Source organism: Streptomyces sp. SP18CS02 (assembly GCF_036322365.1).
Lineage (GTDB): Bacteria > Actinomycetota > Actinomycetes > Streptomycetales > Streptomycetaceae > Streptomyces.
Genome location: NZ_JAQYXC010000295.1, coordinates 393,288 through 409,433 on the forward strand (window position 1 = coordinate 393,288; position 16,146 = coordinate 409,433).

A 16,146-nucleotide genomic window follows, 5' to 3' on the forward strand; every position below is an offset into this window, starting at 1 on the left:
CTGCGGAGCGGAGGGGGAACAGGGCGTACGGCGGACGGAGGGGGACAGGGTGCACGGCGGACGGTGGGGCCCTGAGTACGAGGCCCGAGGTCGCGAGACCCGAGGGCGCGGGCCCCGGCGAGTCCCGCTCCTGCCCCCCCGTCCCCCGCGGCCCGGGGTGGCCGCGGTCCCGCCACCCGCGCCGTGCGGCCCGTACCGCCCACAGAGCCGCCGGCCGCGGTACGGGCCGGAGCGGCCGTGCGAGCGAGGTCCGGGGCGACGACTCGCGTCGGCGTTCGGCAGGGGCGGGTCGGGGCGGGTCAGGGCGGGTCGGGGCAGGTCGGGGCGGGTCAGGGCGCGTGCCGGTCGCGGACGCCGAGCCCCTCGTCGTCGGAGTCCGTCCACAGCGAGCCGTCGTACGGAGCGTCGGTGATGGTCACCAGACCGTCGGGGCGGCGCCCCTCCGTCATGGGGACCGGCGCCTGGGGCCGCTGTTGCGCGAGGCTCCGTTCCAGCTGTCCGACCGAGCGGACCAGGTCGTCGAGGCAGCGTCTGACCGCTACCACATCGTCCTGAAGTGACATGAGTTGCCCTCACTTCCGCGATCGCGGGTGGCAAACACGCGCCTGCGAGTGTCGCGCTTCACATCCCCCGTTGTGAAGCCGTCTGCACGGATTCCACTCGTCCGGGCGCCCCGCGTACCACCGGTTCCCGCCACGCCCGCGGCCCGTGCGAGTGGCGCGGCCGCGCCCCGGGGCCGAGCGCCGAGGGCCGGGCTGTTGGGCCGCACGGGTGGGTTCGCGATCCGCGTCGCCGTGTCGCCGCCACCGGGCCCGTTCCGTCCTTTTCAGTGTATGGGCAATAGGTGTGATCATCGCCAAATTCTCGGAACAGGACGTAAGGGGTACAAGTCATGTCCCACGTCGGCGCCCCCAGCGGGAGGACATGCTCCCGGAGCCCCCGCTCCCGCGCGGCCCGGTCCGTCGCGCTGCTCACCGGCGGTGCCATCGCCGTCTCCCTCCTGGCCGGCTGCAGCTCGGCCGAGGAGGACGGGGGGAGCGTCGCCACGGCGGTCCCCCAGGACATCGCCCCGGCCGCCCGGCCCGAGATCGCCGACGGCGGGACATTGCGCTGGGCCGTCGACGCGATGCCCGCCACCCTCAACGCCTTCCAGGCCGACGCCGACGCCACCACCGCCCGCATCACCGGGGCCGTACTGCCCCACCTGTTCACCCTGGACGACCGCGGCCGTCCGCAGCCCAACCCCGACTACCTGGAGTCCGCCGAGGTCGTCGAGCGCGAACCCAAGCAGGTCGTCCTCTACAAACTGCACCAGCAGGCCGTGTGGAGTGACGGCCGCGAGATCGGCGCACCGGACTTCGTCGCCCAGTGGCGGGCGCTCAGCGGCAGGGACAGCGCGTACTGGACCGCCCGCAACGCCGGGTACGAGCGCATCGAGAAGATCGAGCGCGGCGGTGACGACCTGGCGGTCCGGGTCACCTTCAACAAGCCGTACGCGGACTGGCGCGCCCTCTTCTCGCCGCTCTACCCCAAGGAGGTCATGGGGACGCCGGACGGCTTCAACGACAGCGCCCGTACCGAGCTGAAGCGGACGGCCGGCCCCTTCCAGCTGGGCGGGATCGACACCGGGGAGGGCACGGCGACGCTGGTGCGCAACCCCCGCTGGTGGGGACAGCAGGCCAAGCTCGACTCGCTCGTCCTGCGCGCCGTGCCCCGCGAGGAGCGCGCCGCCGCGCTCGCCGCGGGCACCGTCGATCTGGCCGAGATCGACCGTGCCGCGGCGGACCGGATCGCCCTGGCGGTGCGGGACGCGGGCGCGAACGGGCCCGCTGCCCACCGGCGGCCCCTGGCGCACGGCCCCGGCTCCGCCATCACCCCGTCCTCGGCGCTCAAGTCCTGGGCGCTGGCCCACGGTTCCGACGAGGAACAGGCGGAACTGGTCCGGGCCATGCGGAAGAAGAACCAGCAGGCGATCGCCGCCTACGCGACCGAGCAGAACGCGCTGCGCGGTCTCGTGGTCCGCAAGTCGCTGGAGCCGGTGTACACCCAGCTGGCGCTGAACGGAGAGTCGGGCCCGCTCGCCGACGAGCGGGTCCGCCGGGCCGTGGCCCGGGCGCTGGACCGCCAGGAGCTCGCCGAGACCGTGCTGAAGCCGCTCGGGCTGCCGGCCCGGCCGGTGGGCAGCCACCTGGCGCTCGCGGGCCAGCACGCGTACGCCGACAGCAGCGGCGCGCTCGGCGGCCAGGACACCGCGGAGGCGCTGGCCCTGCTGGCGGACGCGGGCTGGACCCGGGGCGGCGCCCGCCCGGTCGCCACACCGACGGACGGGACGAAGGCGGGCAGCAAGCCGTCCGCCTCCCGGTCCGCCTCCGCCCCCGCGCGCAGGTCCGCTCCCGCCTCCGCCGCGGCGGGCGCGTCCGCGTCGGCCGCGGCCGCCGGGAAGGCCGCGGCCGAGAGCGACCGGGCCTCCGACGAGGGCATGTACATCGTCGGCGACGACAGGCCCGGCGACGACAGGCCCGGCGTCGGCGGACCGGGACCGGAGGGGACGTACGTCCTCGCCCCCGCCCCCGGCGCCGCGGTCCAGAGCATGGCGCTGGCACGCCAGGCCTCCGCCCTCGGCAGGGCCGACACCAGCGGGAAGAACGACGGCGACGATCAGCCCAAGGCCAAGGGGGGCGTGCCCGGTGCCTACGCCCCGCGCGGCACCGCCGCCCCGGGACCCGGCTCCGGCGCGGCCTCCGCCCCCGCGCCCGCCGCCGGACCGGTCGGCAAGGACGGCAAGCAGCTCACCCTGCGCTTCGTGCTCCCCTCGGGCTCCGGCTCGGAGTCGCTGCGCGCCGTCGGGGACAAGATCGGCCGCATGCTCGACCGCGTGGGCATCCGTACCGAGATCACCAAGGTCTCCGACGACAGCTACTTCAAGGACCACATCGCCGCGGGCGACTACGACCTCGCCCTCTACTCCTGGCCCGTCTCCGCCTACCCCGCCACCGACGGACGGCCGATCTTCGCCAAGCCGCAGCCGGCCACCGACGGCTCGCTGCTGGTGGAGCAGAACTACACCCGGGTCGGAACGGACCACATCGACCAGCTCTTCGACCAGGCGGCCGGCGAGCTCGACGAGGCCGCCGCCCGTGAACTGATGAAGCAGGCGGACGCCAGGATCTGGGCCGCGGCCGGTTCCATCCCGCTGTACCAGCGGCCCCAGCTGGTGGCCGCCAAGCCGTCGGTGGTCAACGCGGGCGCGTTCGGGTTCGCGACCCCGCGCCACGAGAACATCGGGTTCCGGAAGCCGTCGGCCGGCGGGCGCAACGCCTCCTCGTCGCCCAGCGTCCCCGATTCCCGCGATTAGCGGAGAAACAGCAGGTCACAACCTCAGAATCAGCTCAAGTCACTTGCCCGCCGGCCCGGCCGGCGGGCAAGCTCGCGTGCGGACCCCGACCCGGGCCGATCATGAACCCCGCAGTGCCCCTCCCCGCTTTCCCCAGGCGACCATCCAGTGGTCGTCCGACGCTCACCCGGCGTTCCTCCCCCACTTCCCCAGCACGTGCCCAGCACCTCCCGCAGACCGCCCGCAGTGCCCCATCTCACGCACGGATCAGGCTTCTCCCCACGGGCTGGCAAGCCCCTCGCGCGCAAGGCCCGTACCATGGACATAGCCGTGGCGCGTCCGCCCGGCGGGCGTACGAGGAACAAAGAGACGCCGCACCCACGATCCGAGAGAAGCGCCAGCCACCCATGCCCACGCGCCACGACATCCGTAACGTCGCCATCGTCGCCCACGTCGACCACGGCAAGACGACCATCGTCGACGCCATGCTCAAGCAGGCCGGTGCCTTCGCCGCCCACCAGCACCTCGACGACCGCATGATGGACTCGAACGACCTGGAGCGTGAGAAGGGCATCACGATCCTCGCCAAGAACACGGCGGTGAAGTATCACCCCAAGGACGGCGGGGCCCCGATCACGATCAACATCATCGACACCCCCGGCCACGCCGACTTCGGCGGTGAGGTCGAGCGCGGCCTGTCGATGGTGGACGCGGTCGTGCTCCTCGTCGACGCCTCCGAGGGCCCGCTCCCGCAGACCCGCTTCGTGCTCCGCAAGGCGCTCCAGGCCCGTATGCCCGTCATCCTCTGCATCAACAAGACGGACCGTCCGGACTCCCGCATCGACGAGGTCGTCAACGAGACGTACGACCTCTTCCTGGACCTGGACGCGGACGAGGACCAGATCGAGTTCCCGATCGTCTACGCCTGCGGCCGCGACGGCGTCGCCTCGCTGACCAAGCCGGAGGACGGCACCGTCCCGGCCGACTCCACCAACCTGGAGCCGTTCTTCTCCACCATCCTGGAGCACGTCCCGGCCCCGACGTACGAGGAGGACGCGCCGCTCCAGGCCCACGTCACCAACCTCGACGCCGACAACTTCCTCGGCCGCATCGCGCTGCTCCGCGTCGAGCAGGGCGAGCTGCGCAAGGGCCAGACGGTCGCGTGGATCAAGCGTGACGGCTCGATCTCCAACGTCCGCATCACCGAGCTGATGATGACCGAGGCGCTCACCCGCAAGCCGGCCGAGGTGGCGGGCCCGGGCGACATCTGCGCGGTCGCCGGTATCCCGGACATCATGATCGGCGAGACGCTGGCCGACCCGGAGAACCCGGTCGCCCTGCCGCTGATCACGGTCGACCAGCCGGCGATCTCCATGACCATCGGTACGAACACCTCGCCGCTCGTCGGCCGTGGCGGCACCGGCAAGGGCGCGGACGCCAAGTCCGCCGTGAAGGACCGCAAGGTCACCGCCCGCCAGGTCAAGGACCGTCTGGACCGCGAGCTGATCGGTAACGTCTCGCTGCGCGTCCTGGACACCGACCGTCCGGACGCCTGGGAGGTCCAGGGCCGTGGTGAGCTCGCGCTCGCCATCCTGGTCGAGCAGATGCGCCGCGAGGGCTTCGAGCTCACCATCGGCAAGCCCCAGGTCGTCACCAAGGAGATCGACGGCAAGACGCACGAGCCGGTCGAGCGCCTGACGGTCGACGTCCCCGAGGAGCACATGGGTGCCGTCACCCAGCTCATGGGCATCCGCAAGGGCCGTATGGACAACATGTCCAACCACGGCTCGGGCTGGGTCCGCATGGAGTTCGTCGTCCCGTCGCGTGGCCTCATCGGCTTCCGTACGGAGTTCCTGACCAACACCCGCGGTACGGGTATCGCCCACTCGATCCACGAGGGCTTCGAGCCGTGGTTCGGTCAGCTGGTCACCCGTAACAACGGCTCCCTGGTCGCCGACCGCGCGGGCGCGGTCACGCCCTTCGCCATGATCAACCTCCAGGAGCGCGGTGTCCTCTTCACCGAGCCCGGCACCGAGGTGTACGAGGGCATGATCGTCGGTGAGAACTCGCGCTCCGACGACATGGACGTGAACATCACCAAGGAGAAGAAGCTCACCAACATGCGTGCGGCTTCCGCGGACAACACCGAGAACGTGGTGCCGCCGCGCAAGCTGTCGCTGGAGCAGTCGCTGGAGTTCTGCCGCGACGACGAGTGTGTCGAGGTGACCCCGGAGGCGGTCCGCATCCGCAAGGTCGTCCTCGACCAGAAGGAGCGCGGCCGCACCGCCTCGCGCGCCAAGCACGGCTGATCCGACGCCCGCGCCCGCGCGGGTGGTACGACATGGCGACGGCCGCCGGGTCCCCGACCCGGCGGCCGTCGGCGTTCCCGGCGAGCGCCGGCGCCGACGGACGGACGCCCTGCCCTCCGACGAGCGGCCGGCCCGGCGGCCCGGCCCGCCCCGGCCCCCGCACCTGTACCGCACCCGTAGCGGCTGTCCGCCGACCGTCCTACGCCAACGGCGGTACCGCGCCCGTACCGCGCTCGTACGGCCCCCGCGCCCGCGCCGTCGTGCCCGGTCTGCCCGGGAACGTGTAGAGTCGCCCCGCCCCCGTACCGCCGCCCACGAGGCCGTGCCGGAGCGGGTTTTCATTGAGCGTTGACTGACCCGCCGTCAAAGCCTTTTCGACGACGATGCGTCCGGATATCGACCGTCGCTCTCCGGAACATGTGTTAACGGTCCGTTTCGCGGGTGTCTGTCTGTGATCGCTTTGTCCGGATTTCGATCTTAGACCCCTTGGTGATGTTGCCAAAACGAGACCCTTTAAGTGTGGTTTACGGCTCGGACGTACTTAATAGTTGGCTCCATTGAGCTCGGGTCAATGGGTCAAGCGCTGTGGGGAGCGCCGACTCACGAGCACACTCGGGGCACTTGGTCATCGCCGTCAGGGGTGTCGGCGAACCTCTCCGTGCCCTTCTTGTAGTGACAAGTGGACTCATGAGGAGGAACCCATGCGCGGTGCCAAGAGCGCCAAGTGGGTCGCGGGCGCGATAGTCGTCGCCCTGGCAGCTACCGCTTGCGGTGGCAGTGACAGCGGCAGCAAGGGCGGGGGAGCCCGTCAGGTCGTCATGGAGCTCGGCGAGCCCCAGAACGGTCTGATCCCGTCGAACACGTACGAGTCCGAGGGCGGCGAGGTCATGAACGCCCTGTTCACCGGCCTCGTCAAGTACGACGAGAAGAACGAGGCGCAGCTGGACCTCGCGGCTTCGATCGAGACCAAGGACAGCAAGGTCTGGACGATCAAGCTCAAGGACGGCTACACCTTCCACAACGGTGAGCCCGTCACCGCGCAGTCCTTCGCCGACGCCTGGAACTACGGCGCGAACCAGAAGAACACGCAGGAGACCAACCCGCTCTTCTCGAAGATCGACGGGTACGCGGACCTGAACCCGGGGGCGGGCAAGGAGCCCACCACCGACAAGATGAAGGGCCTCAAGGCCCTCGACGAGAAGACCCTTGAGGTCACGCTCGCCGCTCCGTTCAGCGCGTTCAAGACGATGCTGGGCTTCAACGCGTTCTACCCGCTGCCGAAGGCGTTCTTCAAGGACCCGAAGGGGTTCGAGACCGCCCCGGTCGGCAACGGTCTGTTCAAGATGGACGGCAAGTTCGTCCGCAACCAGCAGATCAAGACGGTCAAGTACGACAAGCACCCCGACGCGGGGCAGCTGAAGATCTCGGGCGTCACCTTCAAGATCTACACCAGCCAGGACACGGCCTACCGTGACCTGATCGGTGGCCGCGTCGACATCATGGACACGATTCCGCTGTCCGCGATGCCCACCGCCTCCAAGGACCTGGGCGAGCGCTACATCCAGGGCACCGACTCCGGCGTCGGCTACATCGGCTTCCCGCTGAAGTACAACAAGACGTACGAGAAGCCGGAGATCCGCAAGGCGATCTCCATGGCGATCGACCGCAAGGCGATCACCGAGAAGATCTTCGTCAACACCCGTACGCCCGCGGACGACTTCATCAACCCGCTGGTTCCGGGCTACCGCCAGGGCGCGTGCGGCCCCGCCTGCACGTACAACCCGGCCGAGGCCAAGAAGGCCTTCGACGCCGCGGGCGGCGTCCCGGGCAACACGATCGAGCTCGGTTACAACGCCGACGGCGGCCACAAGGACTGGATGCAGGCCGTCGCCGGGCAGCTCGAGAAGAACCTCGGCATCAAGGTCACCGTCAAGCCGTTCGAGCAGTTCCAGGCCATCCTGAACGACCTGGGCGACAAGAAGTACGGCGGCGGCTTCCGTATGGCGTGGTCCATGGACTACCCGGCCGCCGAGAACTACCTGCGCCCGGTCTTCTCGAAGATCGCCATCGAGAACGGCTCGAACTACTCGGGCTACATCAACGAGGACGTCGAGAAGCTGCTCAACCAGGGCGACACGGCTGCCACCGAGGACGCGGCGGTCAAGGCGTACCAGCAGGCCGACGACATCCTGCTCAAGGACATGCCCTACATCCCGGTGTACTTCTACAAGCTGAACGCCGGCGTCAGCAAGAACATCAAGCCGGGCGTGCGGATCGACAACATGACCCAGGTGGACTGGACCACGGTCAACCCCGCCTGACGGTACGAAGGTTCCCCATGGGCCGCTGAGGCCCGGGGATCCTGACAGCAGTGGGGGTGACGGGGGTCTGACCCCGTCGCCCCCCTTCTGCCGTCTCCTTGTCGATTACCCCTCACCCGGGCGGGCCGCCGAACGAAGCGGGCCCTCCCCGGTATCCGTACAACTGGAGACCTGATGGGTCGTTATGTGATCAGGCGTCTTCTGCAGGCGATACCCGTACTGCTCGGCGCGACAATTCTTCTGTACTGCCTCGTCTTCCTGCTGCCCGGTGACCCGATCCAGGCATTGGCGGGTGAGAAGAGGGCGGACCCGGCCATCGCGGCGATCCTGCGGGAGCAGTACCACCTCAATGACCCGCTCTACGTGAGGTACTGGTACTACATCTCGGGTGTGCTGACCGGTGACTTCGGCTCGGACTTCACCGGTCGTCCGGTGTCCGAGATCATGGGCGAGACCTTCCCGGTGACGCTCAACCTGGCCGGCATCGCCTTCGCGGTCGAGGCCGTCGTCGGAGTGGTCGCCGGTGTCTTCGCCGCGCTCGGCCGCGGCAAGTTCCTCGACAACGTCGTGCTGCTGTCGACCCTTCTGCTGGTCTCCGTTCCCGCGTTCGTCCTCGGCAACGTCCTGCAGCTGGTGCTCGGCGTGAAGTGGGCGCTGGTGCCCGTCTCGTACGACTCCGAGGACATCACCACGCTGATCCTCCCCGGCATCGTGCTGGCCTCGGCGTCGCTGGCCTACATCACCCGGCTCACGCGGACCAGCATGATGGAGACGATGCGCGCCGACTACGTGCGCACCGCCACCGCCAAGGGCCTCAGCCGCAGCCGGGTCATCGTGCGCCACGCGCTGCGCAACGCGATGATCCCGATCGTCACCTTCCTCGGCGTCGACCTCGGCGCCCTGATGGGCGGCGCCATCATCACCGAGCGGCTCTTCAACATTCCGGGCATCGGCGGCACGCTCTACCAGGCCGTGTATCTGCGCCAGGGCACCGTCGTCGTCGGCATCGTCACGACGCTCGTCCTCGTGTACATCGCCGCCAACCTGCTCGTGGACCTGCTCTACGCCGTGCTCGACCCGAGGATTCGCTATGCCTGAGAACACCTCCACCGCCATCGAGGAGAGTGCGGCCGTCAAGACGGCCGCACCCGGCAGCGACGTGAGCACCACCAAGAAGCAGAAGCCCGAGCGGGCCGCCAGCATCTGGAGCGACGCCCGTCGCGACCTGATGCGCAACTGGGTCTTCCTGGTCTCCGCCTTCCTGATCCTCTTCCTGCTGGTGATGGCGCTCTTCCCGCAGCTGTTCACCAGCAACGACCCGTACGCCAAGGGCTTCTGCGACCTGTCCAACTCGGTCGTCCCGCCGAGCGGCGCGCACTGGTTCGGTTACGACGTCCAGGGCTGCGACATCTACACGCGCACCATCTACGGCGCCCGCAACTCGATCATCGTCGGTGTCCTCACCTCGGTGCTCACCACGCTCGCCGGCTGTGTGCTCGGCATGGTCGCCGGTCTGCGCGGCGGCTGGCTGGACTCCCTGGTCTCCCGCTTCACGGAGATCTGGTTCGCCATCCCGACCACGCTGGGCGGCCTGCTCGTCCTGGCGATGCTCGGCACCGGCAACGTCTTCACCGTCTCGCTGATCATGGCGGTGCTCGGCTGGCCCCAGCTGTTCCGCATCATGCGCGGTTCGGTGATCACCAACAAGCAGAACGACTACGTGATGGCCGCCAGGGCGCTCGGCGCCGGTGGCCGGCGGATCGCGATGCGTCACATCCTGCCGAACGCCCTCGCCCCGGTCATCGTCATCACCACGATCAACCTCGGCGTGTACATCGCGGCCGAGGCGGCGTTCTCGTACCTCGGCATCGGCGTCCAGTCCCCGAACATCTCCTGGGGCCTGATGATCAGTGATGGACAGGACCGCTTCCTGAGCTCCCCGCACATGGTGCTCTTCCCGTCGCTGTTCCTGAGCCTCACGGTCCTGGCGTTCATCATGCTCGGCGAAGCGGTTCGCGACGCCCTCGACCCCAAGCTGCGCTAGGAGGGCGTACGTTGACCACCATCGACAAGACCAGTGAGGTCCCCGCCCAGCGCGGGGGCGGCCATGACAAGGCCCCGCTCCTCGAAGTGCGGGACCTGCACGTCGAGTTCCACACCCGTGACGGTGTCGCCAAGGCGATCAACGGCGTGAGCTACAGCGTCGAAGCGGGCGAGACCCTCGCCGTGCTCGGCGAGTCGGGCTCCGGCAAGTCGGTCACCGCCCAGGCGATCATGGGCATCCTCGACATGCCGCCCGGCCGGATCCCCAAGGGCGAGATCCTGTTCCACGGCGAGGACATGCTCAAGATGTCCAACGACGAGCGGCGCAGGATCCGTGGCCGCCGGATCGCCATGATCTTCCAGGACGCGCTCTCCGCCCTGAACCCGGTGCTGACCGTCGGCTACCAGCTCGGCGAGATGTACCGCGTCCACCTCGGCCTGTCCCGCAAGGAGGCCAAGGCCAAGGCGATCGAGCTGATGGACCGGGTGAAGATCCCGGCCGCCGCCGCCCGGGTGAACGACTACCCGCACCAGTTCTCCGGCGGTATGCGCCAGCGCATCATGATCGCCATGGCGATGGCGCTGGAGCCGGACCTGATCATCGCGGACGAGCCGACCACCGCGCTCGACGTCACCGTCCAGGCCCAGGTCATGGACCTCCTCGCGGAGCTCCAGCGCGAGGAGAACATGGGCCTGATCCTGATCACCCACGACCTCGGCGTGGTCGCCGACGTCGCGGACAAGATCGCGGTGATGTACGCGGGACGGATCGTGGAGACCGCCCCGATCCACGAGCTGTACAAGCGCCCCGCCCACCCGTACACCCGGGGTCTGCTCGACTCGATCCCGCGCCTGGACCAGAAGGGCCAGGAGCTGTACGCGATCAAGGGCCTGCCGCCCAACCTGCTGAAGATCCCGACGGGCTGCGCCTTCAACCCGCGCTGCCCCAAGGCGGACGACATCTGCCGTACGGACATCCCGGCCCTGGTGCCGGTGACCGAACGGGACGGCGGCGAGCTGCCCGGCCGCGGCAGCGCGTGCCACTTCTGGAAGGAGACCATCCATGGCTGAGCTCAAGAAGACCGACGCCACCGCGTCGGACGCCGTGGACGCGACCCCCAACGTCACGGCGGTCGAGACGGTCGCCCCGGCCACCGAGTCGGCGGCCGTCGCGGCCATCGAGGCCCCGGTGGAGCGCGGTGAGCCGATCCTCCAGGTGCGCAACCTGGTCAAGCACTTCCCGCTGACCCAGGGCATCCTGTTCAAGAAGCAGGTCGGCGCGGTCAAGGCCGTCGACGGGGTCTCCTTCGACCTCTACCAGGGCGAGACGCTCGGCATCGTGGGGGAGTCCGGCTGCGGCAAGTCCACGGTCGCCAAGCTGCTGATGATGCTGGAGACCGCCACCGCCGGTGAGGTCTTCTTCAAGGGCCAGGACATCACCAAGCTGTCGGGGCGGGCGCTGAAGGCGGTCCGCCGCAACATCCAGATGGTGTTCCAGGACCCCTACACCTCGCTGAACCCGCGGATGACGGTCGGCGACATCATCGGGGAGCCCTTCGAGATCCACCCCGAGGTGGCCCCGAAGGGCGACCGGCGGCGCAAGGTCCAGGAGCTGCTCGACGTGGTCGGGCTGAACCCCGAGTACATCAACCGCTACCCGCACCAGTTCTCCGGCGGTCAGCGCCAGCGCATCGGCATCGCCCGCGGCCTGGCGCTCAACCCCGAGATCATCATCTGCGACGAGCCGGTCTCGGCGCTGGACGTGTCCGTCCAGGCGCAGGTCATCAACCTGATGGAGAAGCTGCAGGACGAGTTCAACCTCTCCTACATCTTCATCGCCCACGACCTGTCGATCGTCCGGCACATCTCCGACCGGGTCGGCGTGATGTACCTCGGCAGGATCGCCGAGATCGGTACGGACACGCAGATCTACGACCACCCCACGCACCCCTACACCCAGGCGCTGCTGTCGGCGGTCCCGGTCCCCGACCCGGAGGCCCGTGAGGGCCGCGAGCGGATCATCCTCACCGGTGACGTCCCCTCGCCGGCCAACCCGCCCTCCGGCTGCCGCTTCCGCACCCGTTGCTGGAAGGCGGAGGAGAAGTGCTCCACCGAGGTCCCGCTGCTGGCGATCCCGGAGCGCTTCAAGGCGAGCGACACCCCGGCGGCACACGAGTCGGCGTGCCACTTCGCCGAGGAGAAGGACGTCGTCCACGCCGCCTGACCGCCCCGTGGACCCGGCGGGCGCGGGCCGGCCGGCCCGCGCCCGCGGTACGCCCACGCCGGTACGCGCACCAAGCGCCCCGGACCGTTCTCGGTCCGGGGCGCTTCGCGTGCGCGGGGCGGCGTGCGCGGCGCGACCGTCCGGCCACCGGCCACGCGGGGACCGCCGGCCCGCGCGCCGTGGGCACCGGCTCCGCGCGCATGCGGGTGGCGCGGCACGCGGACGGCGGGTGTAAAGGTGCGTCAGGAGATGACATGGGGTGATATGTGGGGACCAGGGAGTCCGTAGCGCGACCGAGGACCGAGGGAGGCACTCCATGCCCGGAGGCAGGCACGCCCGGTGGACCGCGGGTGCGGTGGCCGTCGCCCTCGCGGTGAGCGCCTGCGGTGGCGGGCCCGGCGACAGGGGCAGTGGCGCCGACGGGATCGTGAGCTCCTCCTGGGGAGACCCCCAGAACCCGCTGGAGCCGGCCAACACCAACGAGGTCCAGGGCGGCAAGGTCCTCGACATGCTCTTCCGGGGGCTCAAGCGGTACGACCCCCGGACCGGCGAGGCCAGGGACATGGTCGCCGAGCGGATCGAGACCACCGACTCGCGGCACTTCACCATCACCCTCAGAACCGGCTGGAAGTTCAGCGACGGCGAGCCGGTCACCGCCCGGTCGTTCGTCGACGCCTGGAACTACGGCGCGCACGTCGACAACACACAGAACAACGCGCCGTTCTTCAGTGACATCGTCGGCTACGACGACGTACACCCCGCCTCGGGCAGCCCCCGGGCCCGGACCATGAGCGGCCTGGTCGTCAAGGACGAGCGGACGTTCACCGCGACACTGAAGGACACCTTCTCCAGCTGGCCCGACACCCTGGGCTACCAGGCGTTCGTGCCGCTGCCCCGGTCCTTCTTCGAGGACCACGCCGGCTGGCTCGACAAACCCGTGGGCAACGGCCCGTACACCGTCGAGTCGTACGCCAAGGGCAGCGGTATGAAGCTGCGCCGGTGGGACGGCTACCCGGGGCCGGACAAGGCGCTGAACGGCGGAGTGGACCTGACCGTCTACACCGACAACAACACCGCCTACACCGACCTGATGGCCGGCAACCTCGATCTCGTCGACGACGTCCCGGCCCAGCAGCTGAGGAACGTCGCCCATGACCTCGGCGACCGCTACATCAACCAGCCCGCCCTCATCATCCAGACCCTCGTCTTCCCGATGTACCAGCGCGGGTGGAACAAGCCGGGCATGGAGAAGGTCCGCCGCGGCCTGTCCATGGCGATCGACCGCGACGAGATCACCCGGCAGATCTACCAGCGGACCCGCACCCCGGCCGAGGACTGGACCTCGCCCGCCCTCGGTGACCAGGGCGGTTACAAGGCGCTGTGCGGCGCCGCCTGCACCTTCGACCCCGCCGAGGCGAGGAGACTCATCGACGAGGGCGGCGGCCTGCCCGGCGGCAGGGTGACGCTCACCTCCAACGTCGACACCGGCTCCCACCGCGCGTGGATGGACGCCGTCTGCAACAGCGTCAACAACGCGCTGGGCAGGGGCGCGGTGTGCACGGTCAACCCCGTCGGCACCTTCGCGGACTTCCGGAACCAGACCACCTCGTACCGGATGACGGGCCCCTTCCGCTCCGGCTGGCAGGCCGACTACCCGCTCATCCAGAACTTCCTGGAGCCGCTCTACTCCACCGGCGGCTCCTCCAACTACGGCAAGTTCAGCGACAAGCGGTTCGACGGCCTCGTCGACAAGGCCAACCGCGAGACCGAGCAGGCCACGGCGGTCGGGGACTTCCAGGCCGCCGAACGGATCCTCGCCGAGCAGATGCCCGCCATCCCGCTCTGGTACCAGAACGGCAGCGCCGGCTGGTCGGAGCGGCTCTCCCAGGTGAGCCTCAACCAGTTCAGCGTCCCCGTCTACGACCAGATCAAGGTCGCCTGACACCCCACGATCCTCAGGAGCCACCATGGGACGCTATGTGATCCGGCGGCTGCTCCAGATGATCCCGGTGTTCATCGGCAGCACGTTCCTGATCTTCTTCATGGTGTACGCGCTCGGCGACCCGGTCGCGGCGCTCTTCGGCGACAAGGCGCCCGACCCCGCCACGGCGGCCCGCATCCGCAAGGAGCTGTACCTCGACCAGCCGCTGTGGAAGCAGTACCTCCACTACATGGGGCAGATCTTCCAGGGCGACTTCGGCACCGCCTTCAACGGCCAGCCCGTCACCGAGCTGATGGCGTCGGCCTTCCCGGTGACCCTGCGGCTGACGATCGTGGCCATCGTCATCGAGATCGTCGTCGGCATCACCCTCGGTGTCGTCAGCGGCCTCAAGCGCGGCCGCCCCCTCGACACCGGCCTGCTCGTCCTCACGCTCGTCGTCATCTCCGTCCCGACCTTCGTCTCCGGCTACCTGCTCCAGTTCCTCTTCGGCGTGCGCTGGGGGATCGTCCGCCCCTCCGTCTCGTCCGGCGCGGGCTTCGGCGAGCTGCTCCTGCCGGGCGTCGTCCTGGCGCTGGTCTCGCTCGCCTACGTCACCCGGCTCACCCGCACCTCCATCGCCGAGAACGTCCGCGCCGACTACGTCCGCACCGCCATCGCCAAGGGCCTGCCGCGACGACGGGTCATCGGCCGCCATCTGCTGCGCAACTCGCTCATCCCCGTCGTCACCTTCATCGGAGCCGACATCGGGGCCCTCATGGGCGGCGCCATCGTCACCGAGCGGATCTTCAACATCCACGGCGTCGGCTACCAGCTCTACCAGGGCATCCTGCGCAACAACGCGCCCACCGTCGTCGGCTTCGTGACCATCCTCGTCATCGTCTTCCTGGTGGCGAACCTGCTCGTCGACCTGCTCTACGCGGTCCTGGACCCGAGGATCCGTTATGCCTGAGCCGCACGACGCGACCGAGCCGTACGCCGTACGCGTCCCGTACGACAACCCCAAGGAGGCGGTCGCCCCGACGGGCGCGGGCGGGGGGATGGACCTCGCCGTGAGCGAGGCCGAGACCCTGGAGGGCCGAAACGGCGAAGCCGGGGGCGGCGAAAGCCCCCGGGGCCCGGACGAGAAGGCCCGCAGTCTGTGGACCGACGCCTGGCGGCAGCTGCGCCGTGACCCCGTCTTCGTCGTCTCCGCGCTGCTCATCGTCTTCCTCGTACTGATCGCCATCTGGCCCGGCCTCATCGCCGACGGCGACCCGCTCCACTGCGACCTGGCCGAATCGCAGGAGGGCTCCTCGCCCGGACACCCCTTCGGCTACGACACCCAGGGCTGCGACGTCTACACCCGCACCGTCCACGGCGCCCGCGCCTCCATCACCGTCGGCGTCTGCGCCACCGTGGGCGCCGCCCTCATCGGGGGCCTCCTCGGCGGGCTCGCCGGCTTCTACGGCGGCTGGTGGGACGGACTGCTCTCACGGGTCGCCGACGTGTTCTTCGGCATCCCCGTCGTCCTCGGCGGGCTGGTCTCCCTCTCCGTCGTCACCAGCTCCACGGTGTGGCCGGTGGTCGGCTTCATCGTGCTCCTCGGCTGGCCCCAGCTCGCCCGGATCTCCCGGGGCGCGGTCATCACCGCCAGACAGCACGACTACGTGCAGGCCGCACGGGCGCTGGGGGCGGGCAGCGGACGGATGCTGCTGCGCCATGTCGCGCCCAACGCGGTCGCACCGGTGATCGTCGTGGCGACCATCGCGCTCGGTACGTACATCGCGCTGGAGGCCACGCTCTCCTTCCTCGGCGTCGGCCTGCGGCCCCCCACCGTCTCGTGGGGCATCGACATCTCCAACGCCGCCCCGCAGATCCGCAACGCCCCGCACATGCTGCTGTGGCCCGCCGGCGCCCTGAGCATCACGGTGCTCGCGTTCATCATGCTCGGCGACGCGGTGCGCGACGCCCTCGACCCGAAGCTGCGTTAGGTG

At 69.6% G+C, this 16,146-nt stretch carries 11 protein-coding genes; 10 read left to right on the plus strand and 1 reads right to left on the minus strand.

Annotation, left to right across the window (positions count from 1 at the left end; genetic code table 11):
- Positions 1 to 329: 329 nt before the first annotated feature.
- Complete coding sequence (locus PUR26_RS28540; RefSeq protein WP_329876589.1) at positions 330 to 563, minus strand: hypothetical protein; 234 nt, start codon at positions 561 to 563, stop codon at positions 330 to 332.
- A gap of 329 nt (positions 564 to 892) precedes the next feature.
- Between PUR26_RS28540 and PUR26_RS28545 the strand changes: the two genes are divergently transcribed.
- From PUR26_RS28545 to PUR26_RS28590, 10 genes are all read left to right on the plus strand, one after another.
- The gene (locus PUR26_RS28545; RefSeq protein WP_329876591.1) at positions 893 to 3,355 is read left to right on the plus strand and encodes an ABC transporter family substrate-binding protein; all 2,463 of its coding nucleotides are present in this window, start codon (positions 893 to 895) and stop codon (positions 3,353 to 3,355) included.
- Positions 3,356 to 3,741: 386 nt separating this feature from the next.
- Positions 3,742 to 5,643, plus strand: a complete 1,902-nt coding sequence (typA, locus tag PUR26_RS28550; RefSeq protein ID WP_329876593.1) for a translational GTPase TypA — start codon at positions 3,742 to 3,744, stop codon at positions 5,641 to 5,643.
- 701 nt (positions 5,644 to 6,344) lie between these two features.
- Complete coding sequence (locus PUR26_RS28555) at positions 6,345 to 7,964, plus strand: peptide ABC transporter substrate-binding protein (protein ID WP_329876595.1); 1,620 nt, start codon at positions 6,345 to 6,347, stop codon at positions 7,962 to 7,964.
- A 174-nt stretch (positions 7,965 to 8,138) separates the two neighbouring features.
- A complete protein-coding gene (locus PUR26_RS28560) occupies positions 8,139 to 9,062 on the plus strand; it encodes an ABC transporter permease (RefSeq protein ID WP_329876597.1) in 924 nt (307 codons plus the stop codon).
- A complete protein-coding gene (locus PUR26_RS28565) occupies positions 9,055 to 10,008 on the plus strand; it encodes an ABC transporter permease (protein ID WP_329876599.1) in 954 nt (317 codons plus the stop codon). Before PUR26_RS28560 ends, PUR26_RS28565 begins: the two co-directional genes overlap by 8 nt.
- 11 nt (positions 10,009 to 10,019) lie before the next feature.
- Positions 10,020 to 11,078, plus strand: a complete 1,059-nt coding sequence (locus PUR26_RS28570; RefSeq protein WP_329876601.1) for an ABC transporter ATP-binding protein — start codon at positions 10,020 to 10,022, stop codon at positions 11,076 to 11,078.
- Complete coding sequence (locus PUR26_RS28575; protein ID WP_329876603.1) at positions 11,071 to 12,231, plus strand: ABC transporter ATP-binding protein; 1,161 nt, start codon at positions 11,071 to 11,073, stop codon at positions 12,229 to 12,231. Before PUR26_RS28570 ends, PUR26_RS28575 begins: the two co-directional genes overlap by 8 nt.
- A gap of 316 nt (positions 12,232 to 12,547) precedes the next feature.
- A complete protein-coding gene (locus tag PUR26_RS28580; protein ID WP_329876605.1) occupies positions 12,548 to 14,173 on the plus strand; it encodes a peptide ABC transporter substrate-binding protein in 1,626 nt (541 codons plus the stop codon).
- Between the two features lie 25 nt (positions 14,174 to 14,198).
- The gene (locus PUR26_RS28585; RefSeq protein ID WP_329876607.1) at positions 14,199 to 15,122 is read left to right on the plus strand and encodes an ABC transporter permease; all 924 of its coding nucleotides are present in this window, start codon (positions 14,199 to 14,201) and stop codon (positions 15,120 to 15,122) included.
- A complete protein-coding gene (locus PUR26_RS28590) occupies positions 15,115 to 16,143 on the plus strand; it encodes an ABC transporter permease (protein WP_329876609.1) in 1,029 nt (342 codons plus the stop codon). Before PUR26_RS28585 ends, PUR26_RS28590 begins: the two co-directional genes overlap by 8 nt.
- The last annotated feature ends 3 nt before the right edge of the window (positions 16,144 to 16,146 follow it).

Bases quoted from the DNA above. Each gene is read 5' to 3' on its own strand.
- PUR26_RS28540 (WP_329876589.1), bottom strand. From the start codon at position 563: ATGTCACTTCAGGACGATGTGGTAGCGGTCAGACGCTGCCTCGACGAC.
- PUR26_RS28545 (WP_329876591.1), top strand. From the start codon at position 893: ATGTCCCACGTCGGCGCCCCCAGCGGGAGGACATGCTCCCGGAGCCCC.
- typA (WP_329876593.1), top strand. From the start codon at position 3,742: ATGCCCACGCGCCACGACATCCGTAACGTCGCCATCGTCGCCCACGTC.
- PUR26_RS28555 (WP_329876595.1), top strand. From the start codon at position 6,345: ATGCGCGGTGCCAAGAGCGCCAAGTGGGTCGCGGGCGCGATAGTCGTC.
- PUR26_RS28560 (WP_329876597.1), top strand. From the start codon at position 8,139: ATGGGTCGTTATGTGATCAGGCGTCTTCTGCAGGCGATACCCGTACTG.
- PUR26_RS28565 (WP_329876599.1), top strand. From the start codon at position 9,055: ATGCCTGAGAACACCTCCACCGCCATCGAGGAGAGTGCGGCCGTCAAG.
- PUR26_RS28575 (WP_329876603.1), top strand. From the start codon at position 11,071: ATGGCTGAGCTCAAGAAGACCGACGCCACCGCGTCGGACGCCGTGGAC.
- PUR26_RS28580 (WP_329876605.1), top strand. From the start codon at position 12,548: ATGCCCGGAGGCAGGCACGCCCGGTGGACCGCGGGTGCGGTGGCCGTC.
- PUR26_RS28585 (WP_329876607.1), top strand. From the start codon at position 14,199: ATGGGACGCTATGTGATCCGGCGGCTGCTCCAGATGATCCCGGTGTTC.
- PUR26_RS28590 (WP_329876609.1), top strand. From the start codon at position 15,115: ATGCCTGAGCCGCACGACGCGACCGAGCCGTACGCCGTACGCGTCCCG.